The following is a 24310-nucleotide window of genomic DNA, read 5'->3' as shown; positions in this document are numbered from 1 at the left end:
TCCCGGCGCCAGATCGCCCGAAGGCGCCCCAGCGCCGAAGGGAAGCTGGTGGCGAAAGGAATGCGGTGCAGGATGCTCGTTGATAAAGGCACCCAAGTATCGTTCAGCCACCGGGAGCTTTGCGCGCATTGGCGTTCCCGGCGGCAGATCACCCGAAGGCGCCCTGCGCCGCAGGGAAGCTGCCGCCGAAGGAACGCCGCGCATGAAGGCTCGGGGTTCCAAGGGGCGGAGCCCCTGGAGCGCGGGGATGCAAGGGGCCGCCGCTCTGCGGCCCCTTGCCCGTCGGAGACATAACGAGATCGAGCGTGGTCAATAGAGCTCGACTGTCTTCGTAGAATCCGGATGCAACCGCGCACAGCCTCTTCGTCCCCGTCGGAGACATAACGAGATCGGGCGTGGTCAATAGAGCTCGACTGTCTTCGTAGAATCCGGATGCAACCGCGCACAGCCTCTTCGTCCCCGTCGGAGACATAACGAGATCGGGCGTGGTCAATAGAGCTCGACTGTCTTCGTAGAATCCGGATGCAACCGCGCACAGCCTCTTCGTCCCCGTCGGAGACATAACGAAACCGGGTATCCCCAACCGCGCACGGCTGTCTTCGTAGAAGTAGGGTGCAACTGCGCACGACCCCATCCCCACCCGCCAACAATAATAACGAGAGGCCGCACCCATCAGGGCACGGCCTCTCTTCTCTTGCTCTTAATCCTGATCTTGTCTGATTCTTCCCGGCACCAGCCGCTACCCCTTGATGGCCCTTCTGAACCCTTCCTCCGAACGGGCAATCACATCCTCGCCCACGCAGAAGGTCAGCCGGAAATGCCCCGGCCCGCCGAAGCCGGAACCGGGCACGGCCAGCACCTTCTCTTCCATCAGCCGGTTGACGAACTTCACGTCGTCGCCGCCCGGCGCCTTGGGGAAGAAGTAGAACGCCCCGGCGGGCATCTGGAATTCGTACCCCGCGTCGCGCAGGATGCGCGCCATGAGGTCGCGGCGGCGGGCGTAGATGCCCGCGTCCACCTGCGACCCGAGCGCTTTCGCCATCAGGTGCTGGCCCACGGCGGGCGGGTTCACGAAGCCGAGAATGCGGTTGGTCAGCAGCAGCGCGGCCATCAGCGTGGCGCGCCCTTCCATCAGCGGCGACAGGGCAATGTAGCCCAGCCGCTCGCCCGCCAGCGAAAGGTTCTTGGAGAACGAACTGACCACCACCGCGTGCGGGTACAGGGGCAGCAGCGAGGGTACCTCGTCGCCGTCATAGGACAGGAAGCGGTACGGCTCGTCAGAAATGAGGAAGATGGGCCGCCCGTGCTTTTGCGATGCGCGGCCAAGCGCCGCTGCCAGTTCGGTCAGTTCCGCCCGGTTGTAGATGACCCCGGTGGGGTTGTTGGGCGAGTTGACGATGAGCGCGCGCGTTTTCGGCCCGATGGCGGCCTCTATGGCGGCCACGTCCAGCGCGAAGGTGTCCGGTTTGGACGGCACGGTGCGGAAGGTGCCGCCGTGGTTGGCCACGTAGAAGCCGTACTCCACGAAGAACGGCGACACGGCCAGCATCTCGTCGCCGGGTTCCAGTACCGCGCGCAGGAAGGCGTTCAGCCCGCCAGCCGCGCCGCAGGTGAGCACCACGTCATCGGCGGCAAGGTCCACGCCCTGTTCCCGTGAAAGGTGCGCGGCCAGCTTGGCGCGCGCCCACGGATAGCCGCCGTTGGGCATGTATCCGAAGGTGAACGGCTCGCCCGCGTTGTCGGCCAGCTCGCGCAGGGCCTGGGCCACGGCGGGCGGGGCGGGCAGATCGGGGTTGCCCAGGCTGAAATCGCACACGGCCTCTTCGCCGTACTGCTGCTTGAGGGCGATGCCCGCCTCGAACATCTTGCGGATCCACGACGAACGTTCAAGGTACCCGGAAATCTGCTGGGAGATGAGCGACATGGTGTTGACCTCGGCGGTTGATCGGTGAAGCGGGCGGTTCGGCGCGAAGCAGGCGGAGAACCGCGAACGACGCGGGGGAGGCAACGCGGCGTGCGTTGCCTCCCCCGACAGGTCATGAACTAGAACATGGAGTTGGCGTCCAGCCGCAGGCGGTTGATGCGCACGCGGCGCAGTTCCCTCTGCACTTCCAGTTGCAGCTTGCGCTGGCGCGCCTGGTGGATTTCCTGCGCGAAGCAGATGCCCTCGTCGGGGCGCTCGGTTTCGCACAGGCGGCGTACGGTGGCCTCGCAGGCGCGCCGTTCCTCTTCAAGCTGGGCCATCTGGGCCTCCAGCTCGGGGATGCTATTCGGCAATGATGCGTCGTCGAGTGGGCTTGGCGCCGTCATCCTTCTGCTCCTTGGGCTTGCGCGGGGCATTTTCTGGCGAGGGCAGGCCGTTGTACAGCGCCCAGAACCCCGGCATCATCTCGGTCACGTTGCCGGGGTTGGACAGGTGCAGGCCGGGGCGCAGCAGTGCGCCCAGCGCCAGCCCGAACGTCCAGGGCGCCGTGGGGCTTGCCCAGGGCGAACCATTGGCCGGGGCCTTGGAACCGGCGGGCACCACGGCACGCAGCACCAGCTGGCCAGCCTCGGTAGTCAGGGCGAAGCCCAACTGTTCGGTGAAGCTTTCCGCCGTCACGGTGTCCAGCCCTTCGGGCAGGAGCGGCGCGGGCACCACGTCCACCTTGGCCGCGCGGGCCGTGGCGGCGGCCAGGGCCAGCGCCAGCGGGGCGTAGTCGAGGGGCAGGGCGGATGCATCCAGCGGTGCGGTGGGCGCGGGCGCGGCCTGCACCGATGGCTTCATGGCGGGCTTTGCAGCCACGCCCTTGGCGTCGGCGCTGACCACAAGGCCTGTGCCTCGCAGCATGTCCAGCACTGCTGCGGCATGGGGCTGCGTGGCATCCCAGGTGCCGGAAAGCCGGGCTTCGCCGCCGGTGAAGGCGGGCATGGCCAGCACCACGGCGGAGACCAGGGGGTCGATGCCCATGGCCGGGGCCTTGGGTACCCGCAGCTTGGCAGTGGGGGCGATGCGCACCGACAGGGCTGCCTCGCCGGTTTCGCCCAGGGGGGCGGCGTCGGCCTTGCAGGTCCTGAGCAGGGGCAGCACCTCGGCGATGCAGGCGGCCGCAGCCGGATGATCCGCACAGTGCAGGGTGATGGTGGCGTTCCAGAAAGGAGCGGCCAGCAGCAGCGCGGTCAGCGCGTCGGCGGGCAGTTCCGCCGGGATGCGCACTTCGTCGGGCAGCACGCCGGAACATTCCAGACGCACGGGCAGGCCGGAGGATTTCGGCAGCACTGGGGCAAGGCGCGCGCCGAGCTGCGGCAGAAACTGGCGCAGGGCGGTAGTGTCGGCCATCTTCAGGGCCGGGCCGCCGGTGAACTTGACCTTTCCGGTCACGCCCAGGGACAGCGCGGCCAGCAGGTGGAAATTGAGGGAATCGTCGCCCGCGTAGATGACCTTGTCGGTGAAGTCCAGGGCGTCGCCGCCCTTGCTGCGCACCAGGCTGTCGCCTTCCCACGACAGGTGCGCGCCCGCCTGGTTCAGCGCCTTCACGGCGTCGATCAGGTGGTCGCCCAGCATGGCGCCCTCTATGTCCGCCTCGGCACCGGCGGCGGCGGCCAGCGTCACCCACAGCCGGGTGGGGCGGGCGGCCAGCGGTCCATATATATTGATGGAGACCGGGCGGCGCGGCGGGGCCAGGTTGAAGCTGGGGCGCACCTCGCCTTCGGGGCTGCGTTCCTGCATTTCCACTTCCTGCAGCAGGGCGAACAGCTGGCGCACGAAGCGCGGGTCGCGGCTGACGCGCGCGGCGGCGCTTTCCCACGCCTCGCGCAGCTGCTTCTCGGCCACGGTGTCGCGCGCGGGGGCGGAGGACACACCGGGACGGCGGCTGCCGCGCACTTTCTGGAAAAGACGGGCGCGTTTGGACAGCAGGCGGATGATGTCTCGGTCGAGTTCCATGATGGTCTCGACCAGCGACTGGCCGGAGGCGGGACGCCCCTGGCCGGAGCGCGGCGGGCGGTCGGGCCTGTCGGGGCGGTCGCCCCTGTCGGAGCGGTCGCCCCTGTCGGAGCGGTCGGGCCTGTCGGCTCTGTCTGGCCGGGCGGGGCGTTCGGCCCGTTCTGGACGTTCTGCCCGTTCGGGGCGCTCGGTACGTTCGAAGCGCTCCGGCTGGGACGCGGCATCCCGTTCCGGACGGCCGGACGGGGAATCGTTGGTGTCGTGCATGGGGGAACCTGTGTTGGGATGGTGATGTGGCGTACCACCTAGCCCGAAACGTGCGCTTCGGCAAGTGGCAAGGCCCGTGGGAGCCGTGACGGGCCAGGCATGAATGCGGGCGCACCGGGTGCGCGTATCCGGATGTGTGACGCCGGAACTGGTGGTCCCTCTGCCCGGCGGAGGAAGGAGGGGCAGGCCCGGAAGGGCGTCCGGCGTGTGGGCGGTTAGCGCTGGAGCGCTTGCCCGGATCCGGAGTTGGGGCGCGTCATCTGCTTGCGACAAGACGCACATACTCGGATGGGACGTTGTTCTGGCGCAGTCTGTCGCTATTTCAATTGGTTACTAGGTTGTTGGGGTGGCCGGGACTTTTGCCCGGCGTAAAAGCGGACCGCGCCCACGTGACGTTTCGGCGGCATGCGCATACCGTCACAAGGCCGTCGCAGGGGTGTCGCGGTGGTGTGTAACTGCTTGTTCGAACAGTCATAGCCAGAAGTTTTGGTCAGGAATTGGTTTGATCCTCCATTGCCGGAAACCCGTTCCGAACGGTCTTTCGTGAAAAAATGGATAAAAGGGTGGGAATAGGCGGCGGACGGTCTTGAAACTCTGCCTGCTTCACGATACACCGCAAGGGGCAGTGCGGCGGCTTGCGTGCCCTGCGGTGGTGGCAACGTGGTGAAATCACCAAATAAATGCCGAAAAAACAGCATCATGTCGTATCCTTGTGAAGGGTTTGAACAAGTTGCTTGACACTATCAGGGCACATTGTTAAATCAGTCACAAGCAACACGATCAGGCCGCACGAGGGCGATGCAGTCCGAAAAGGCAGGCTCCCGAACCTGCTTTTTCAGCCTCCATCGACATGATGGTGGGATCCGCATGGGTTGAGGCTGACAAGGTATAACCCCTTAATTCGCTGAGTTGGAGGATAAGGTATGCCGACTTATGTTGATCCGTCCAAGTGTGACGGCTGCAAGGGTGGCGAAAAGACCGCTTGCATGTACATCTGCCCCAACGACCTCATGATCCTCGACCCCGAGGCCATGAAGGCCTACAACCAGGAGCCCGAAGCCTGCTGGGAATGCTACTCCTGCGTGAAGATCTGCCCCCAGGGCGCCATCACGGCCCGCCCCTACGCCGACTTCGCGCCCATGGGCGGCACCTGCATCCCCATGCGCTCGGCCGACTCCATCATGTGGACCGTCAAGTTCCGCAACGGGAATGTGAAGCGCTTCAAGTTCCCCATTCGTACCACCCCCGAAGGCTCGATCAAGCCCTTCGACGGCAAGCCCGAAGCTGGCGACCTGGAAAATGAACTGCTGTTCACCGAAACGGCGCTCATCGCTCCCAAGGTTGCCCTGGGCGAAAAGGCCGCGATCAGCGATGCTGATCTGAGCCAGTGCTGGTATGAAACCGGTTGCGAAGGCGGCAACCGCTAGTTCGGAACCCACCGCAAGTCATTGCGATAAGGAGATTTAGCTATGCCGATGATTCCCGTTAAGGAACAGCCGAAGGGTGTGGCCATCGCCGATCCCATCGTGAAGGAACATGACGTCGACATCCTCATTGTCGGCGGTGGTATGGGCTCCTGCGGTACCGCGTTCGAAGTCGTTCGCTGGGCCGACAAGTACGCCCCCGACCTGAAGATCATGCTGCTGGACAAGGCCACCCTCGAGCGCTCCGGCGCCGTTGCGCAGGGCCTGTCCGCCATCAACACGTACCTCGGCAAGAACCCCGCCGACGACTACGTGCGCATGGTCCGCACCGACCTCATGGGCCTCGTGCGCGAAGACCTCATCTTCGACCTTGGCCGTCACGTCGACGACTCCGTGCACCTGTTCGAAGAGTGGGGCCTGCCCTGCTGGATCAAGGACGAACACGGCCACAACCTCGACGGTGCCCAGGCCAGGGCCGCCGGCAAGTCGCTGCGCGCCGGTGACGAGCCCGTGCGTTCCGGCCGCTGGCAGATCATGATCAACGGCGAATCGTACAAGTGCATCGTGGCCGAAGCGGCCAAGAACGCCCTTGGCGAAGCCCGCATCATGGAACGTATCTTCATCGTGAAGCTGCTGCTCGACGCCAACACCGACAACCGCATCGCTGGCGCCGTGGGCTTCAACCTGCGCGCCAACGAAGTGCACATCTTCCGTACCAACGCGATGATGGTTGCCTGCGGCGGCGCGGTGAACGTGTACAAGCCCCGCTCCACTGGTGAAGGCATGGGCCGCGCCTGGTACCCCGTGTGGAACGCCGGTTCGACCTACACCATGTGTGCCCAGGTCGGCGCCGAAATGACCATGATGGAAAACCGCTTCGTGCCCGCCCGCTTCAAGGACGGTTACGGCCCGGTCGGCGCGTGGTTCCTGCTGTTCAAGGCGAAGGCCACCAACTACAAGGGTGAAGACTACTGCGCCACCAACCGCGCGATGCTGAAGCCCTACGAAGATCGCGGCTACGCCAAGGGTCACGTCATCCCGACCTGCCTGCGTAACCACATGATGCTTCGCGAAATGCGCGAAGGTCGCGGTCCCATCTACATGGACACCAAGACCGCCCTGCAGAGCACCTTCGCGAACATGACCCCCGAACAGCAGAAGCACCTCGAGTCCGAAGCCTGGGAAGACTTCCTCGACATGTGCGTGGGCCAGGCCAACCTGTGGGCCTGCATGAACATCCAGCCCGAAGAACGCGGCTCGGAAATCATGCCCACCGAACCTTACCTGCTCGGCTCGCACTCCGGCTGCTGCGGTATCTGGGTGTCCGGTCCGGACGAAGCCTGGGTGCCCGAAGACTACAAGGTGCGCGCGGACAACGGCAAGGTCTACAACCGCATGACCACCGTCATGGGCCTGTGGACCTGCGCCGACGGCGTGGGCGCTTCCGGCCACAAGTTCTCCTCCGGTTCGCACGCCGAAGGCCGTATCTGCGGCAAGCAGATGGTCCGCTGGTGCATCGACCACAAGGGCTTCAAGCCCGCCATCAAGGAAACGGCCGAAGAGCTGAAGCAGCTCATCTACCGTCCTTACTACAACTACCTGGCTGGCAAGGACGCCTCCACCGACCCGGTGGTGAACCCGACCTACATCAGCCCCAAGAACTTCATGATGCGCCTCGTGAAGTGCACCGATGAATACGGCGGTGGTTGCGGTACCTACTACACCACCTCCGCTGCGGCGCTGGACACCGGCTTCGCGCTCATGGACATGATGGAAGAAGACTCCCTCAAGCTGGCCGCTCGTGACCTGCACGAACTGCTGCGCTGCTGGGAAAACTACCACCGTCTGTGGACCGTGCGCCTGCACATGCAGCACATCCGCTTCCGCGAAGAGTCCCGTTACCCCGGCTTCTACTACCGTGCCGACTTCATGGGCCTCGACGACTCCAAGTGGAGATGCTTCGTGAACTCCAAGCATGATCCCAAGAAGGGCGAAACGAAGATCTTCAAGAAGCCCTACTACCAGATCATTCCCACCGAATAGGTGAGCTTCAGGGGCGGTTGCGGCAAGCCGCAACCGCCCCTTTCTCCTTTCACCCGGACGGCCTAAGCCGGGGCAGTAAGCATGCCTTATTGTCTGGGCTTAGGCCGTTTTGACGAAGGCCCGATAAACTGTAGGGAGGATAGCGAGAATGTCGAACTCCATACTCGTCGTCGGAGGCGGTTTCAGCGGACTTACGGCCGCCATTGAAGCCGCGGAAGTCGGCTATGAAGTGTACATCGTCGAGAAAACACCGTTTCTTGGCGGGCGGGTTGCGCAGCTGAACAAGTATTTCCCCAAGCTTTGCCCTCCCTCCTGCGGCCTGGAAATCCAGTTCCAGCGCATCAAGAAGAACCCCCGCATCAAGTTCTTCACCCAGGCGGAAGTGACCGCCGTGTCCGGCGATGCCGGCAACTACACCGTAAAGGTGCACATCGAGCCGCGCGGCACCGTGCCGAGCAGCGCCGATCTTTCCCTGCTCGCCTCCTCCCTTGAAAGCGACGTCGACAACGAGTTCGAACTGGGCCTCGCCAAGCGCAAGCCTTTGTACATGAGCGTGCCGTTCGCCTTCCCCAGCCGCTTCGTGCTCGACAAGGCCGCGCTTTCCCGTGCCGACGAGCTGAAGGTCGGCAAGAGCGCGTTCTGCGACATGAACGAAGCCCCCCGCGACATCGAGCTGAATGTGGGCAGCATCGTGGTCGCCACCGGGTGGAAGCCGTACGACGTGACCAAGCTTTCCAACCTTGGCGCGGGCGCCTACGCCAACTGCGTGTCCAACATGCAGCTGGAGCGCCTGGCCTCGGCCAGCGGCCCCACCGCCGGGCAGATCAAGCGCCCGTCCGACGGCAAGGCCCCCAAGAAGGTGGCCTTCGTGCAGTGTGCGGGCTCGCGCGACCAGAACCACCTGAACTACTGTTCCTACATCTGCTGCATGGCCTCCCTCAAGCAGGCCCTGTACGTGCGCGAGCAGTACCCCGACGCGGAAGTGACGGTGTACTACATCGACCTGCGTACCCCGGGCCGCTATGACAAGTTCCTGCGCAAGGTGAAGGCGGACGAAAAGATCGCCCTGGTCAAGGGCAAGGTTGCCGGCGTCGAGGAAGACGCCGCCACCGGCGATGTCATCGTCGAGGTGGAAGACGCGGTGAAGGGCGAAAAGCGCAAGTACCGCTACGATCTCGTCGTGCTGGCCACCGGCATGCAGCCCAGCCTTGCCGGGCAGAAGCTGCCCTTCGACGTGCCCGTTGACGAGGAAGGCTTCATCGTCGGCGGCGAGGAAAAGGGCATCTTTGCCGCCGGGTGCGCCCAGAAGCCGCTTGACGTGATGCGCACCGCCCAGTCCGGCACCAGCGCCGCCCTGAAGGCGATTCAAACGGTGAGAGGGAGGTAATACAGAATGGCCACCAAAATTGGCGTCTATTTCGACCAGTCGAGCATCGGAGGCGGTCTCGACCTTGAGTCCCTTGCCGACACCGTGGGCGGCAAATGGGGCGATCTCACGCCGGTCTGCAAGGTCTTTCCCGTCCTTGCCGACAAGAAGGCGCGTGACGAGATCGCTGCCGACATAGAGGAAGAAGGGCTGGACGGCGTGCTGCTGTGCGGCGCTTCGCCCCGCGTGGACTGGGACCTCTACGAGTTCGAGGGTGTGCTTGTGGACCGCGTGAACCTGCGCGAGCAGGGCGTGATGAGCTACAAGAACCCCGACGGCTCGCTGGCCGACCCTGAAGCGGCCCCCGAACTGCTTGAAATGCTGGTCACCGACTACGTGAACATGGGCGTCGTGCGGCTGCAAAAGACCACCGCGCCCGACGGTTCGCCCTCCGAGGGCGTGCGCCGCATCCTGGTGCTGGGCGGCGGCTGGACCGGCCTGACCGCAGCCGTCAACGGCTCGCTGGCCGGGCACGAAGTGGTGCTGGTGGAGAAGGAAGAAAACCTTGGCGGTCGCGCCCTGGGCCTTCTGAAGACCGTGCCGCTCAGCCACCCCTACACCGACGTGCACGATACCGGCATCGAAAAGAAGATCGCCGCCGTGCAGGCTGACGACAACATCACCGTGTACACCAAGGCCAAGCTGGCCAAGCTGTCCGGTCAGCCCGGCGACTTCACCGCCACCATCGCCCTTGCTTCCGGCGAACAGGAAGTGAAGGTTGGCGCCGTGGTGCTGGCCACCGGCTGGCAGCCGCAGGACACCAAGGTGCTGGCCCCCTTCGGCTACGGCTCCTTGCAGAACGTGGTCACCGCCGCCGAGTTCGAAAAGATGGCCAAGACGGGCACCATCACCGCCCGCCGCGTGGCCTTCATCCTGAACACCGCGTTGGCTGAACCGGCCGACCCCTACGCCGAACTGTGCGCCCCCGAGGCACCGGTCGAAGCCCCCGCCCCGGCGGAAGGCGAAGCCGCCGCCCCGGTGGTGAAGGACCACGAAAGCGTGCGCCACCTGCCCATCTCCAACGCCATCAGCAGCGTTGTTGCCCTGAAGCAGGCCGGGTACGTGTGTGACGCCTTCGAAGGCGGCCAGGCCTTCATCCTGTACGACAGCATGGTGGTGCAGGGCATTCACGAGCGGTTCTACAAGGCCGCGCAGGACCGCCTGGGCGTCATGATGTCCAAGGCGGAAATCCGTTCCATCACCCAGGCCGCCAACGGCAGCCTGAACGTGCTGTGCGACAAGACCCTGATCGGCGACGACATCGAGATCAACGTGGACATGGTGGTGCTGCCCACCGGCATCGTGCCCGCCACCGCCAAGGATCCCATCGTCAACTTCGACTACCGCCAGGGCCCGGCCTTCCCGGATCTGGAACTGTTCGAAGGCTACGCCGACTCGAACTACATCTGCTTCCCCTACGAAACCCGCCGCACGGGCGTGTACGCCGCCGGTTGCGTGCGCCAGCCCATGATGCTGGATGCCGCCGAGGAAGACGCCGTTGGCGCCACCATGAAGGCCATCCAGTGCATTGAATCCGCCAACAAGGGCGTTGCGGTGCACCCCCGCTCGGGCGACCTGTCGTACCCGCTGTTCAACTTCGTCCGCTGCACCCAGTGCAAGCGCTGCACCGAGGAATGTCCCTTCGGCGCGCTGGACGATGATGAAAAGGGCACGCCGAAGCCGAACCCGGCCCGCTGCCGCCGCTGCGGCACGTGCATGGGCGCCTGCCCCGAGCGCGTCATCTCCTTCGCCAACTACAATATCGACCAGATCGGCTCCATGATCCGCGAGATCAACGTGCCGCCGGACATGAAGAAGGGCGGCCCCCGCGTCATCATCCTGGCCTGCGAGAACGACGCCTACCCCGCGCTGGACATGGCCGCCCTGCGCGGCAAGCACTGGAGCCCGTACGTGCGCATCATTCCCGTGCGCTGCCTTGGCTCGGTCAACGCCATCTGGGTTGCCGACGCCATGTCCAAGGGCATCGACGGCGTGATGATGCTGGGCTGCAAGTACGGCGACGACTACCAGTGCCACTTCGTCAAGGGTTCGGAAATCTGCCGGCGCCGCAAGGAGAACATTGCCGAGACGCTGAACCGCCTTGGCGTGGAACCGGACCGCGTGGAGCAGTACGAAGTCGCCATTGACGAGTACGACAAGCTCCCCGGCGTGATCGAGGACTTCATGAACATGATCCTTGAGAAGGGTCCGAACCCGTTCAAGGGGTACTAGGAGGAGATGGAAAATGACTCAACCCGTCAGGATTCAACCCGATCTTGAGTTCGTCAAAGAACTGCAGGCAGTCGGTGGCGAATCGCTCAAGAAGTGCTACCAGTGCGCCACTTGCAGCGTGGCCTGTCCCATCTCCCCCATAAACAACCCCTATCCCCGCAAGGAGATGGTCTGGGCCTCGTGGGGCCTGAAGGACAAGCTGCTGTCCGACGTGGACATCTGGCTGTGCCACAACTGCGGCACCTGTTCCGACCTGTGCCCCCGTGGCGCCAAGCCCGGCGACCTGCTGTCCGCGCTGCGCAACATGACCTATGCGCGGCTTACCCAGCCCTCCGTGGTGGGCAAGTGGCTGTCCTCCGCCCAGTACCTGCCCATCCTGGTGGCCATTCCGGCCATCCTGTGGGCGGTGGTCTGGATGATCATGGCCAGCGTGAACGGTTCCGTCTTCCCCGAAGGCGAAATCGTGTTCGGCAAGCTGTTCCCCGGCGACTTCACCATCGACCCCATCTTCATCCTCACCTTCTTCACGGCCGTGGGGATACTGTTCAAGGGGACGAAGAACCTCATCGCCTCGTTCCAGCCTGAAGGGCGCACCATGATGCTCGGCAAGACCAAGCACTGGGTGCTGCACCTCGTCGACGTGCTGCTCGAGGAAGTGGTGACCCACTCCAAGTTCAAGGATTGCGGCGCGGACAAGTCCGACCGCAAGGTGGGTCACATGACCCTCATGTACGCCTTCGTCATCCTGGCCTTCGTCACCGCGGTGGTGGCCGTGGGGCACTGGGGCGGCAAGGTGATTCCGGCCATCGCGGTCCACACGCCCATGCCCCAGACCTTCCCCGTGAAGATCCTGGCGAACATCGGCGCGGTGATGCTGCTGGTGGGCCTGGCCATCCTTACGGTGCGCCGCAAGGCGCTTGATCCCAAGAAGACCAGCTCGAACTACTACGACTGGTACCTGCTCGGCGTCATCTGGGTAGTGGCCGTCACCGGCGTGCTCAGCCAGTTGTTCCGCCTCGCGGGCATCGCTCCTGTCGCCTACAGCGTGTACTACGTGCACCTCGTGGCGGTGTGGATGCTGTTCGCCTACCTGCCGTGGTCGAAGCTCGGCCACCTTGTGTACCGTACCGCCGCGCTCACCTACGTGCGCGCCATGGGCCGCCGCTAGCGGCAGAGAAGGCGGCGCGCGACGGTGCGCGCCCGGCCGGAACAACGAACCGAGAAGTCATTCTTCCGATATCAGGAGGCTGCAATGTCTGACGAAGGTCGCAGAGTGTTCAAGATGGAAACCGTTCTCGGCCTGGTTGCCGGGAAAGCCGGTGCCGACGTGTCCGACCTGCTGGGGTACCTGGCCCAGCGCGCCCTGGCCACCGAAGAAGAAGCCGCCGTGGCGCCCATGGCCAAGGGCTGGCTGTACAGCCAGAACCCCGCGTTCATGCAGTGCGGTGAAGCCGAAGGCAACTACGACGACTGGATGAAGAAGGAATGTGGCCGCCTTGGCGACAACGTGTCCCTGCAGCCCATTTCCGCCGCGGAACTGGCCGGCATCAGCGTGGTGCTGGACAAGATCGCCGTGCTGAAGGCCAACGTGGCCGACCTGGAAGAAACCGTGGCCGGTTTGCAGGCCCAGGTGAAGGAACTGACCCCCTTCAAGGGCCAGGCCGCCGACCTCGAAAAGAAGCTTGGCCAGTCCGAGCAGAAGGTCCAGAGCCTGAACGGCGACATCGCCAACCTGAAGAAGGAACTGGCTCCCTTCAACGGCAAGGTGGCCATTGACGAGAAGGAAATCGAGTCCAGCGTGAAGGACATCGTTTCCCGCGCCGTCAAGGACGCCCTGAAGGCCCTGCCCGTGGCCGCCGCTGGTGCCGCCGGTGCTGCCGCCGCCGAGGGTGGCGCCATGGCCGACTTCGATGCGCCCGCTGAAGACACCAGCGGTGGCGTGCCCGATACCTTCGGCTTTGGTGCCTCCGGCGCCAGCGACGACGGTTTCGGTTTCTAGTCGCTACGCGGTGTAGAGCCGCCACGCGGCTTGCTATGAGAAGAGAGCGCCCGGTCGGTATGACCGGGCGCTTTTTTTGTTGGGGGGAAGAGGGAAGGGGAAGGGGAAGGGGAGGAAGAGGGGGAGATGTTGTGCCTTGATGGGGGCGATTTCTACGAAGGCACGTCAGCCCTGTTGAACCTCCTCGATTTCGTTATGCCTCCGGCGGGCAAGGGGCCATTAAGCGATGGCCCCTTGCATCCCCGCGCTTCAGGGGGCGCTGCCCCCTGAACCCCCAACGTATCCTGCGCGGCGTCCCTGCGGCGGCAGCTTCCCAGCGGCGCAAGGCGCCTTCGGGTGATCTGCCGCCAGTGACGCCAATGCGCGCAAAGCTCTCGCAGGCATGGCGATGCGAGGGTGCCTTTACCGGTGGGCATCCTGCACCGCATTCCTTGCCGGGCAGCTTCCCTCGGTCAAAGCACCTTCGGGTGATCTGCCCGGCGGAATGCAATGTGCGCGTGGCTCTCGGAGGCTTGGCGATGCGAGGGTGCCTCTACCGGCGAATCCGCACAGCATTCCTTACGGGGTAGTTTCCCTCGGCTAAGGCGTGGCGTCACACGAGGCTACGCGCAGTATGTTGCCTCGGGCGATGGAAGGGCAGGGAGGTGCATGGCCTGTCACCTCTCTTGTGGAAAAGGTGAGCCGATGCGCGAAGGGGCGGGCGAGGGGCGATCTTGTTGGCCCTCTCCTACCGGGTTCCCATCACCCCTTCAGCACCACCAGCGGGCGGAAGTGGTCGATGATCCGCACCAGCACGCCGTCCTGCGCCGCCAGCACTTCCGCGATGGGTTTGTAAGCGTCCGGGGCCTCGTCCAGCACTCCCTTGTCGGCGCGGCAGACGATGCCGAGCATCTGCGACCGGAATCTTTCAAGTGGTATGGTGCGCTGCGCCTCGTTGCGGGACATGCGGCGGCCAGCCCCGTGCGAGGCCGAGGACAGGTATTCCGCGTTGCCGAGCCCCTCCGTCACGTACACCCCGTCCCGCTGGTTGGCGGGAATGACGCCGGGCTGGCCTGCGTCCGCCGGAGTGGCCCCCTTGCGGTGCAGCACCAGCGGAGCTCCGGAGGGGCCGGTCTGGTTCAGGATCACCGCGTGGTTGTGGTTTTCGTTGATCATGCGGCCCAGCAGCAGGGATATTTCCTGTTCGGCAAGGGGCGGCTGAGTGCGGGGAATCGCGGAAGCGTTGGCGTCCGGCTGAACGGTGGGACCGTTGGGGTCTGTGTTCCCGGTGCCCCCGGTGGGTTTGGCGGGGCGGGCAGGGCGCTTGCGTGTGGTCAGGGCCAGTTGCCGGTGCACGTCGGCCAGCGCGCGCAGGGCGTGTTCCAGCATCAGGCGGCGGTTCAGCAGGGCATAGTCCAGCGCCCAGTCCATGTCCTGCCGGTAGGCGCGGCCAAGGCGCGAATCGAGCGGTAACAGCCTGCCCTGCTTCATGTACCATGCCCCGATGTCCCAGCCGGAGCGGCGGGAGCCGGAATGCACGGTAAGGCCGATCTCGCCCCGTTTGTTCACCCCCACTTCGAGAAAGTGGTTGCCGCCGCCCAGGGTGGCCAGTTGGATGGACTGGCGCGCATTGACCGCATCGGTCAGTTGCGCGTCGCCGCTGGCGCTGGTGAAGCGCGGCAGGTCGTATTCGCCGGGTGCGCGCGTGGCCGTGCCCACGGGAATGGCCAGCCGCAGCCGGTCGAACAGCAGTTGCCGCGCGGTCTCGTCGGGCAGCACTTCATCTGCGGGCAGGCCGGTGTTCACGTGGCACATGCCGCAGCCGATGTCGTAGCCCACGAAGCTGGGACTGATGTGCCCGTCCAGCAGGGCCACCCCGCCGATGCACAGGTCGTAGCCCGCGTGGGCTTCGGGCATGACGGCCAGATGTACCATGCAGGGCAGGGCCAGAGCACTTTCGATCTGGTCCCAGGTGGCGGCGTCGAGCCGATCCGGCGGGATGGTCAGGGACAGGCGCGGCGGCGCGTGGCGTACCCCGGTGCAGGAGGCATAGGCCATGCGGTCAGCCCCAGATGCCCTAGATACGCCGGACGTGCCAGATGCGCCGGATGCTCCGGATGCGCCGGATGCGCCCCGCTTGCCCTGCTTCCGGCGGGAATCTTCGGCGGGTGGCGGCTGCGCGCCGCGCTTGCCGGTGTGCTTCTTGTGTGTGGTGCGTCCCATGCCCCATCCATAGGGCAGGCGGCGGGTACGGGCAAGGCGTGAACAACCGGGCTACGTGCGCCGAGTTGGGGGAGGCGGATGCCGTAGACGCCAACGCCCGTCAGTGCGGGGCGATGCCCAGCAGCCCGTAGCAGGCGGCCAGCAGCAGGCACAGCGGCGTGTACAGCCGGGCATCCCAGCGGGCGAAGGTGGTGGAACGGATGCGCCGGAACAGGCCGCAGTACCGGAAGTCGCCAATGGCCCGCACCACGAAGATGAACGCCGCGCCCAGGCACAGCGTGGGGGCCACACGGGGCGACGGCAGGGGCAGCCAGCCCAGGGTCAGCCCCGGCAGCAGCGCCAGCAGGGCAAAGACCAGGGTCACCGCGCCGGTAAGCCCGCGCGGCATGGCAAACAGGGGGCGGCCACCCACGGAATCGGGCGTGCGGGGAATGACCCTGTCGAGCCACAGGGTGGAACCCAGAACCCATGCCCCGTGCAGCAGGGTGATGGCGGCAAGGGAGACTGTGGCAATAGTGGCAAGTATAGTGGAAATCATGCTGCCTTTTGTTGTGAAAGGTTTGAGGTCACATGCCAACAGTACGCTCTATGTGGTACATGCTCTCTGCAAATAAAAGCGTTAAGTAGATGTATAGGGTAATTTCAAAAGTATTTTGTTCAATTATCAAGCATGGAATAAGTATTCCAGATAGTGTTATTGCAGTTCCTTTTAGTGATGATGTTAAAAATAGTATATATCTGTTCGAATTTAAATATATACACACAGCTTTTGGTATTTTTTTGGAGAGATGATATGCAATTAGTAAGATAATGGCCATTAACAAAGCAAGTATAAGAAGTGCTAATTTGCTTTTATCAAAGTTGGATATTTCGACATGTGACTTCAGCGGTAAGCCATCGAAAATTGCCAACTGTAAGATGATACCTGATGAAATGTGGTGAAAGAAGAATTTCCGATCCTGCCGTAAAGATGCTAGCAATAGTTGGTGTAGCATGAAATGCATGCTTTTACCCACAGGTATAGTGTTTCTAATGCATCTGAGCGTCTTGCCATGAGAAAGTGAGAGTGAAGTTTTCGGGTTGTTCTTGCCTACTATACGTCAAAATATGAACGCCAGCCACATGGATGGCTGGCGTTCAAAGCATGCGTGAGGTGGCTACCTACTCGGCCATCTGGAAATCGACCTTGATCTTGAACAGCTTGGTGGCGGGCAGGTTCAGGATGGGGATGCCCGTCTTTTCGGTGATCTCGGCCAGGGTGGCGCACACGCTGTCCCAAGAGGGGCCGATGCAGGTGAACCAGATGTTGTATTCGTGGTCGCGCAGGTAGTTGTGGGTGACGCCCACGTGACGGTTCACCTCGGCCACGAACCCGTCCATGGCATCGTCGGGCACCTTGGCCGCGCACAGCGTGGAGCGAAAGCCCAGCTTGGCCGACTGGAAGTTGGCCCCCATGCGGCGGATGAGCCTGCGTTCCTTCATGGCGCGCACGCGGGCCAGCGCCTCGGCCTCGGTGATGCCGCACTTTTCGCCGATGACGGCGTAGGGGCGCGATTCCAGGGGAAAGTCCGACTGGATCACGTCCAGGATGCGCTTGTCGGTCTGGTCCAGCGTGTCAGTGTCCGTATCAATCACAGGGGCAGCGCCGCTTTCGGCGGGGGATGCGGTCATGATGCCTCCGTCAGCGGCACGCGCCGGTGCGCCTGGGGGTGTACGAGCACAGCGGTTCCTCGGCCATGTGGTCGCCGCTCATGTTGTAGGCGCGCGCGCGGCAGCCGCCGCACACCTTGTGGTATTCGCAGGGGCCGCATTTGCCGGTGTAGGCTTCCTGATCGCGGAACTGCTTGAAATGGTGCGTGTTGCGCCAAATTTCCGGAAACGGCGTTTCGCGCACGTTGCCGCAGTCCAGTTCCAGGTAGCCGCACGGCTGCACCTGCCCCACGTGGCTGATGAAGCAGAACCCGATGCCGCCAAGGCAGCCGCGCGTCAGGGCGTCCATGCCGAAGGTGTCGGGCGTTACGGCCACGCCCTCTTCCTTGGCCCGCTGGCGCATGATGCGGTAGTAGTGCGGCGCGCAGGTGGCTTTCAGGTGCATGGAGGTGGTCTTGCGGAAGTCGTAGAACCAGTTCAGCACTTCCTCGTATTCCGTGGCCGAGATGACCTGGTCGCCAAGGCCCGCCGCGCGCCCGGTGGGCACCAGCAGGAAGATGTGCCACGCCGCCGCGCCGATGCGCTCGCACAACTTGAAGATATCCTTGAAGCTGCCGAGGTTGTCGCGGGTGACGGTGGTGTTGATCTGGAACTCTATGCCCGCCTGCTTCAGGTATTCGATGCCCCGCAGGGAGGCGTCGAACGCGCCGGGCACGCCCCGGAAGGCGTCGTGGCTGGCGGCGTCCGGCCCGTCGATGGAGATGGAGCAGCGCTGCACGCCCGCTTCCTTCATCATGCGGGCCGTTTCCGGCGTGATCAGGGTGCCGTTGGGCGACATGACGCAGCGCAGGCCAAGGCCGGTGGCGTACGCGATAAGTTCGTACACGTCGTGCCGCATCATGGGGTCGCCCCCGGTAAAGATGATGATGGGGTTGCCCACCTGCGGAAAGGTGTCGATGAGGGCCTTGGCCTCGGCGGTGGAAAATTCGCCGGGGTAGGGTTCCTCGTGCGCTTCGGCCCGGCAGTGCTTGCAGGCCAGGTTGCACGAACGGGTCACTTCCCATGCGATGAGCTTGCAGGTGGGGGTACCGTCGGGCAGGGTGCGCGGCATCTGCGGCGCGCCTACGCCGCCAGGATGTCCGCCGGGATGACCGCCCTGCGGCGTGGCCGGGTGCCCGCCCATGCTGGCCGGATGGCCGCCCATGCCTGCGGAATGTCCATGCGGATGTCCGCCCTGCGGATTGGGCTTGCGTTCGTCGCCGGGGTGTTGCGGATGGCTCATGCTAGTTCACCAGCCCTTTGCGCAGCAGGTCTTCGGTAAAGTAGGTGATGATCAGCCCGGCCCCGGCGCGCTTGATGCCCAGCAGCGATTCCATGACCACGGCGTCCTCGTTGATCCAGCCGTTCAGCCCGGCTGCGCGGATCATGGAGTATTCGCCGCTCACCTGATAGGCGGCCACGGGCACGTCGAAGCGCTCGCGCACGTCGCGGATGATGTCCAGGTACGGACCGGCGGGCTTGACGATGAGCATGTCCGCGCCCTCGGCAATGTCCGCCGCCGCCTCGCGCATGGCCTCCACCCGGTTGGCGGGGTCCATCTGGTAGGTCTTGCGGTCGCCGAACTGCGGGGTGGATTCCGCCGCCTCGCGGAACGGGCCGTAAAAGCTCGATGCGTACTTCACCGCATAGGACATGACGGGGATGTGGGTGAATCCGTTCTGGTCCAGCGCCCGGCGGATGGCCTGCACCCGGCCGTCCATCATGTCCGACGGGGCCACCATGTCCGCGCCCGCCTCGGCATGGCTGATGGCGGTCTTGGCCAGCAGCGACAGGGTGGGGTCGTTGTGCACCTCGCCGGAGGTGTCGCCCTGGCGTACCAGGCCGCAGTGGCCGTGGTCGGTGTATTCGCACAGGCACACGTCGGTACACACCACAAGGTTCGGCCAGCGCTTCTTCAGCAGGCGCACGGCCTGCTGGACGATGCCGTCCTTGTTGTAGGCCTCGCTGCCGCGATAGTCCTTCTCTTTGGGGATGCCGAACAGGATGCAGCTGCGCAGGCCGGTGGCCACGGCGGCTTCCACCTGCTTTTCCAGTTCCTGCAACGAAAGCTGGTACTGGCCGGGCATGGCCCCGATTTCCTTGCGGAAGGCGGGGTCGTCGGTTTCCACCACGAAATAGGCCATCATCAGGTCGGCCGCGTGCAGCGCGGTTTCGCGCACGATCTCGCGCAGGGCGGCGGTGCGGCGCAGTCTGCGCCCCCGGAAGAAGTCCCCGAATTCGGACATGCCGTCTCCTGGAGTAGGCAGGGTTGAAACGCTGCGTGCCCCGCTTGCGGGCAATGGATGCCGCTACGCGCTGTTGCGCGGCGGCGGTGCGGGCGGTTCGCCGGGGCGGTGGCCCGCATGGGTGCAGCGTGCACCCGGACGGCGCCAGGGCCGTCCGGGTGCCGTCATGGCAGGTATGGTTCCGGCGTGGGCGTGGCCTACGCGCGGATTTCGTCGTCGCTCAGGTAGCAGGCGGGATCCTGCGCCCAGATGTCGCCGTAGTAGGCCTCGGCGCGGGCGCGGAAGTTGCCGCCGCAGATGTTCAGGAAGCGGCAGGTGGCGCAGCGGCCGCCCACGTGCTGCTTCTTGTCCTTCAGCTTGTGCAGCAGCTCGATGTTCGGGTCGTCCCAGATCTGCGAGAAGGGGCGTTCAAGAACGTTGCCCACCACGTGCTGGCGCCAGAACTGGTCGGGGTGCACCTTGCCGTCCCACGAGATGCAGCCGATGCCGCGCCCGGAGTTGTTGCCCTCGTTGTACTGGAGCAGCTCGAACACTTCGGCGGCGCGCTTGGGGTCTTCCTTCAGCATGCGCATCCACACGTAGGGGCCGTCGGCGTGGTTGTCCACGGTCAGCACTTCCTTGGGCAGCCCGGCGTCGAACAGTTCGCGGGTCTTGTCCATGATCAGGTCCACCATGGCGCGGGTTTCCGCGTGGTCCAGGTCTTCCTTGATCAGTTCGGACCCGCGGCCCGAGTAGACGAGGTGGTAGAAGCAGATGCGCGGCACTTCAAGGTCGCGCAGCAGCTGGAACAGCTTGGGCACTTCGCCCTGGTTGCGCTTGTTGATGGTGAAGCGCAGCCCCACCTTCAGCCCTTCGGCCTTGCAGTTCTCTATGCCTTCCAGCGCGCGGCGGTAGGAACCGGGCACGGCGCGGAACTTGTCGTGCACCTCTTCGCCGCCGTCCAGCGAAATGCCGACGTAGGACAGGCCCACTTCCTTCAGCTCGCGGGCCTTCTGCTTGGTGATCAGGGTGCCGTTGGTGGAGATGACCGCGCGCATGCCCTTGGTGGTGGCGTGCTTGGCCAGTTCCACCAAGTCCTGTCGCACCAGCGGTTCGCCGCCGGAAAAGAGCATCACCGGGGCGCCGTAGGCGGCCAGGTCGTCGATGATGGCCTTGCCCTGTTCGGTGGAGATTTCGTCCTTGCCGTCGGGGTCAATGGCCTGGGCGTAACAGTGCACGCACTTCAGATTGCAACGGCGGGTCATGTTCCAGACCACCACCGGTTTCTTGTCCTTGGAGAACTGGAGCAGGTGGGAGGGAAGCTGGCCCGAATGGCGCCCGTAGCGAAGGGCGTCCGAGGGTTCGACCTGACCACAGTAAAGCTTGGAGATGCCGATCATTCTCACTCCTATTGGCTGGCCACCGGGCGCGCTGACAAGAGAGGCCCCGGCCATGGGGCACGGGGCGGAGCGCGGCGGGCTGGCACCGGAAAAACGTCCTCACGCCGTAGCATAATTCGTGACGGAGGGAAAGCAACCCGCCCTGGCCGGAGTGAAACCGGGGAGCGCCGGAGTGCAGCGGGGCGGAATACTGTCAACACCGCGCGGGGCATGAAGAAACGGCGCCCCGCGCGCGGGTGCGGGGGCGCCGGAAACGTTCCGCAGGGTGTGGGGCGGACATGGCGTCCCGCCAGGGGCGGTCATCCGGACGGTTCTAGAACGCCGGTTCCTTGGACAGCCCCTTGGGCGCGGGCGGGTCGATCCACAGCTTGATTTCCTGCGCCATGTCCCACGAAACGGTCTGGGTGATGGCCCACATGGGGTCGCTGGGCATGCGCGCTTTGGCGGAGAACAGGATGAAATCGTTGGCGAACTGGTGCTCCATGACCCCGGCGTGCCCCATGGCCCAGATCATCTGGCCGGTGTTCACGTCCCATATTTCCAGCGATACCGACAGCTTTGAGTCGCCGGAGGTGCCGCCGTTGACGTAGTGGGTGACGTAGCCGCCCACCAGCAACTGCGCCCCGCGCAGGGCGGCCATCTGCATGGCCAGGTCGCGGCGGTAGGGGGTGGCGTTTTCCGCAAATTCGATGACCGGAAAGACCTTTTCGGACAGCCACGTCTGCCAGATCTGGCGCGACACCTCCAGCCCCACCACGCCGGGCTTCTCCATCTGCTGGGTGACCCGGAAGGGCACGAACAGCGCGGTCAGCCTGCGGTTGGGCGGGGTGGCCGGGCGCACGCTGACCTGCGGGTTGCCGCGCCGTACCCAATCGTCCATGTAGAAAATGGGCTGGCTGGCAAGGTCGATGTACACCCCGGCCTTGGGCGGACCGGAGCAGGACATGACCAGCGGCAGAAGCAGCAGCAACAGCACGAGCAGCGGACGGCGCGCGGCGTGACGGGCGCGCTGGCCACGTGGGGTGGCGGACTTGGCGGCGGGTTCGGCGAGGGGGGCCGGGCAAGGCATGAAGGGCATGGACAACGCTCCGGGAATGGCCGTGCGCCTGCGTTGCCCTGGCGGGCGAAGAAGGACGCACGAGGGGGTGATGTCGAAAACCCGTCGTACGGACGGATATGGTCATGCCACAGCAAGAATGGTGCCGGACAGATGCACGAGGACGCGCAAGGACGCGTGAGGGTGCGTGAGGATGCGTGAGGTACCCGCCGGACGCGCGAGGACGCCGGGGCAGGCCGGAAGACGCGCGGCAGGAAGAGGGCGGGAACCCCGTCGGGGGCCTATTGCAGGCGCGGGGTAGGAGTGGGCGCGGCCTGGGCCGATTCCAGTATCTGTTCGCGGGTGCGCTGAATGCCGTCGTGCAGGTCAAGCCTGCGCTGGGCGGGAATGCGGTGGAATTCCGGGCGGCGGGTAAGGTCCATCAGGTCGTTCATTTCGTGGCGGATGCGCCGCAAGCGCACCAGCGTCTCGGCGTCCACGGGGGCCACCCGCTCGGCGATCTCGGCCAGTTCGCGCAGTTCGGCGGCTAGGTCACGGATGGTGCGCGGGGCGATTTCGCGGGAATGCCTGCGCCGTTCGCGCAGTTCGTTCCACAGGGCGCGCAGTTTCCTGAACATGGCCGCCTCCCCGGTTGTCCTGGCCGGGCCCCCGCCCGGTGGCCGTTTCCGCGTTCCTCGGGGGCGGGGCTGGTGCCCCGCATCCCGTCCTCCCGTCTCGCATGACCGCATGCCCCGGATACGGTGCCCTGCCGTGCCGTGATCCAGCGCCCCGACACGGTGGGCTGACCGCGCGCCTACACGGGGGCCGAGGACATGAACATGCGCAGCAACTGCAGCGTCAGCGCAAAGCCCAGCCCCAGCAGCGGCCCTATGGCCAGCGCCGTGCGCGACCAGGGCAGCCGGTGGGCGTACTTGACCCCCACGAAAGTACATACCACGAACCACAGCGACCCCACCACAGGCCCCACCAGCGGCACCACGCTGAGCACCGTGGGCGCCGCGCTGTACGAGATGACCCGCACGGTGGTGGGCAGGTCGGCAGCGCGCGGTTCCACCAGCCGGATCATGAAGTGGTACAGGCCGGACAGCACGGCCAGTTGCAGCAGCAGGGTAAAGGGCGAGATCAGCAGGGTCATGGGCAGGCTCATGTCGTGGGTGACGCTGCCCATCCAGGCGTGCAACTGCGGGTCTTCGATGAAGCCGCCGAAGGCGCGCATGCTCATGAGATACCACAGCCGTTCGGTGAGCGCCTGAAAGATGCCGATCAGCAGGTAGAACGCCACCGGCCGCTTCAGCGAACCCGATGAGCGCACCCCGGAGAAGAAGCGCGGCGCCGCCATCATCACCCGCAGGATGGTCTGGTACAGGCCGGGGAAGAAGCCCACCCGGTCCAGGTTTTCCCACGGCACCTCGCTGCGGGCAGAGGCGGCCCACGGCGGCAGGGGGGCGTCCCGTTCGCCGGGGTGCCCGCCGTCGCGCGGGGGGAAGGGATCGCCGTGATTGCCGGTGTTCCGCGCGCCGGGGTGGCCGCTGGGGCTTCCGTCCCGGTCGTTGCCCATGCCGTCACTGGCGCCATGGTGGGTGTCGCGGTCATCGTTGCCGGGCCGCTTGCCGGATTCGGACTGCTTGCGCCAGCGGTCCCCCACCGAGGCCACGGCGTCCCAGATGTCGCGGGGCGAGCCGGTGCGGCGCTGGCCGTCTGCGGAGCCGCCGCGTCCGGCCTGGGAGGCATGGGTTCCATGATCGTCGTCATGGGCGGGGGCACTGTCGCGACCGGGGATTACCGCGCCGGGCGGCAGCGGATCGTCGCCGGGGCGGGAAAGATCGGTGCGCCCGTGGGCGTTGCGGGCATCGGTCGTGTCCGGATCGGAGAGCTCCGCAGGGGGGGAATGCTGCGCGGTGGGGCCGGAAACGGGGCGGGGCTCGCCCACGTGGTCGTGCTCTTCGGCGTGGTCGTAGTCCGAGCCGGTCAGGCCCTGCACGCCAGATGCGCCAGACGCGTCGGATTCGCCGGGCGTCGAGGCTGGCGGGGTGGCCGAGGGGCCGCGGCGAAACGCGGCGGGAAGGTCATCGTCTTCCTCGTGTCCCGTGGCTGGCCCGGCATGGGGCGAGCCGCCGGGCGCGACATCGTCGGGCACAATAGTACGGGGCGCGACTTCTCCCGGCGCGCGGCGTGGGGCCGCGTCCATTGCCTGCGTGGCCTGCCCGTCGGGGGAGGCGCCCGGGGCAGCATCGGGAGCCAGGGCGCGAAAGCGGAAACGGTGACGGCACTTGGGACAGGTGGCGATGGCGGCCGAGGACGGAATCTTGCTGCTGTCGATGCTCCGTTCGAACTGGCATTCCGGGCAGCGTATAATCATGGGAAATCCTTTGCTTCCTTGCATATGCCCAGTGTAGGGCATCGGGCAGCGCAAATCAAGGT

General features: G+C 65.1%; 19 protein-coding genes. 6 read left to right on the top strand and 13 right to left on the bottom strand.

Going from position 1 to position 24310, the window contains the following annotated elements:
* Window positions 1-739: 739 nt before the first annotated feature.
* The 4 genes from ABWO17_RS16585 to ABWO17_RS16570 all read right to left on the bottom strand — a co-directional run bounded on the left by ABWO17_RS16585 (window position 740) and on the right by ABWO17_RS16570 (window position 4893).
* Window positions 740-1924, bottom strand: coding sequence for a pyridoxal phosphate-dependent aminotransferase (locus ABWO17_RS16585; protein ID WP_353120504.1), 1185 nt, complete (start codon window positions 1922-1924; stop codon window positions 740-742).
* Window positions 1925-2043: 119 nt separating this feature from the next.
* Window positions 2044-2277 carry a hypothetical protein gene (locus tag ABWO17_RS16580; RefSeq protein ID WP_353120502.1) on the bottom strand — a complete coding sequence of 78 codons (234 nt, stop codon included), beginning with the start codon at window positions 2275-2277 and terminating at the stop codon, window positions 2044-2046.
* Window positions 2267-4192 carry a carboxyvinyltransferase gene (locus ABWO17_RS16575; protein ID WP_353120500.1) on the bottom strand — a complete coding sequence of 642 codons (1926 nt, stop codon included), beginning with the start codon at window positions 4190-4192 and terminating at the stop codon, window positions 2267-2269. The genes ABWO17_RS16580 and ABWO17_RS16575 overlap by 11 nt, the downstream gene beginning before the upstream one ends.
* Before the next feature lie 317 nt (window positions 4193-4509).
* The gene (locus ABWO17_RS16570; RefSeq protein ID WP_353120498.1) at window positions 4510-4893 is read right to left on the bottom strand and encodes a hypothetical protein; all 384 of its coding nucleotides are present in this window, start codon (window positions 4891-4893) and stop codon (window positions 4510-4512) included.
* A gap of 222 nt (window positions 4894-5115) precedes the next feature.
* On the opposite strand from ABWO17_RS16570, the gene aprB reads away from it, so the two are divergent.
* The 6 genes from aprB to ABWO17_RS16540 all read left to right on the top strand — a co-directional run bounded on the left by aprB (window position 5116) and on the right by ABWO17_RS16540 (window position 13316).
* Window positions 5116-5619, top strand: coding sequence for an adenylyl-sulfate reductase subunit beta (gene aprB / locus ABWO17_RS16565; protein ID WP_333504870.1), 504 nt, complete (start codon window positions 5116-5118; stop codon window positions 5617-5619).
* A 42-nt stretch (window positions 5620-5661) separates the two neighbouring features.
* The gene (gene aprA / locus ABWO17_RS16560) at window positions 5662-7659 is read left to right on the top strand and encodes an adenylyl-sulfate reductase subunit alpha (protein ID WP_353120496.1); all 1998 of its coding nucleotides are present in this window, start codon (window positions 5662-5664) and stop codon (window positions 7657-7659) included.
* A gap of 148 nt (window positions 7660-7807) precedes the next feature.
* Window positions 7808-9046 (top strand): CoB--CoM heterodisulfide reductase iron-sulfur subunit A family protein, encoded by a 1239-nt coding sequence (locus tag ABWO17_RS16555; RefSeq protein WP_353120494.1) that lies wholly within the window; start codon window positions 7808-7810, stop codon window positions 9044-9046.
* 6 nt (window positions 9047-9052) lie between these two features.
* Window positions 9053-11317, top strand: a complete 2265-nt coding sequence (locus ABWO17_RS16550) for a hydrogenase iron-sulfur subunit (RefSeq protein WP_353120493.1) — start codon at window positions 9053-9055, stop codon at window positions 11315-11317.
* A 13-nt stretch (window positions 11318-11330) separates the two neighbouring features.
* Complete coding sequence (qmoC, locus tag ABWO17_RS16545) at window positions 11331-12485, top strand: quinone-interacting membrane-bound oxidoreductase complex subunit QmoC (RefSeq protein ID WP_353120491.1); 1155 nt, start codon at window positions 11331-11333, stop codon at window positions 12483-12485.
* An 84-nt stretch (window positions 12486-12569) separates the two neighbouring features.
* On the top strand, window positions 12570-13316 hold the full coding sequence (locus ABWO17_RS16540; protein WP_353120489.1) for a hypothetical protein: 747 nt from the start codon (window positions 12570-12572) through the stop codon (window positions 13314-13316).
* Between the two features lie 741 nt (window positions 13317-14057).
* Here ABWO17_RS16540 and ABWO17_RS16535 read toward each other — a convergent pair.
* From ABWO17_RS16535 to ABWO17_RS16495, 9 genes are all read right to left on the bottom strand, one after another.
* On the bottom strand, window positions 14058-15518 hold the full coding sequence (locus tag ABWO17_RS16535) for an RtcB family protein (RefSeq protein WP_353120487.1): 1461 nt from the start codon (window positions 15516-15518) through the stop codon (window positions 14058-14060).
* A gap of 100 nt (window positions 15519-15618) precedes the next feature.
* The gene (locus ABWO17_RS16530; protein ID WP_353120485.1) at window positions 15619-16056 is read right to left on the bottom strand and encodes a DUF3995 domain-containing protein; all 438 of its coding nucleotides are present in this window, start codon (window positions 16054-16056) and stop codon (window positions 15619-15621) included.
* Between the two features lie 623 nt (window positions 16057-16679).
* A complete protein-coding gene (ahbA, locus tag ABWO17_RS16525; RefSeq protein ID WP_353120483.1) occupies window positions 16680-17189 on the bottom strand; it encodes a siroheme decarboxylase subunit alpha in 510 nt (169 codons plus the stop codon).
* A 10-nt stretch (window positions 17190-17199) separates the two neighbouring features.
* Window positions 17200-18450 carry a heme b synthase gene (gene ahbD, locus ABWO17_RS16520; RefSeq protein ID WP_353120481.1) on the bottom strand — a complete coding sequence of 417 codons (1251 nt, stop codon included), beginning with the start codon at window positions 18448-18450 and terminating at the stop codon, window positions 17200-17202.
* Window position 18451: 1 nt separating this feature from the next.
* Window positions 18452-19453, bottom strand: a complete 1002-nt coding sequence (gene hemB / locus ABWO17_RS16515; protein ID WP_353120479.1) for a porphobilinogen synthase — start codon at window positions 19451-19453, stop codon at window positions 18452-18454.
* A 197-nt stretch (window positions 19454-19650) separates the two neighbouring features.
* The gene (gene ahbC, locus ABWO17_RS16510) at window positions 19651-20832 is read right to left on the bottom strand and encodes a 12,18-didecarboxysiroheme deacetylase (RefSeq protein ID WP_353120477.1); all 1182 of its coding nucleotides are present in this window, start codon (window positions 20830-20832) and stop codon (window positions 19651-19653) included.
* Between the two features lie 313 nt (window positions 20833-21145).
* Window positions 21146-21910: a hypothetical protein gene (locus ABWO17_RS16505; RefSeq protein WP_353120475.1), complete on the bottom strand. Its 765-nt coding sequence runs from the start codon at window positions 21908-21910 to the stop codon at window positions 21146-21148.
* Window positions 21911-22170: 260 nt separating this feature from the next.
* Window positions 22171-22506 (bottom strand): hypothetical protein, encoded by a 336-nt coding sequence (locus tag ABWO17_RS16500; protein ID WP_353120473.1) that lies wholly within the window; start codon window positions 22504-22506, stop codon window positions 22171-22173.
* A 176-nt stretch (window positions 22507-22682) separates the two neighbouring features.
* A complete protein-coding gene (locus ABWO17_RS16495) occupies window positions 22683-24248 on the bottom strand; it encodes a YIP1 family protein (protein ID WP_353120471.1) in 1566 nt (521 codons plus the stop codon).
* Window positions 24249-24310: the final 62 nt, after the last annotated feature.

Origin of the sequence: Nitratidesulfovibrio sp. (genome assembly GCF_040373385.1) — a bacterium.
GTDB lineage: Bacteria > Desulfobacterota > Desulfovibrionia > Desulfovibrionales > Desulfovibrionaceae > Cupidesulfovibrio.
This window is presented reverse-complemented; position numbering and strand designations above follow the sequence as displayed.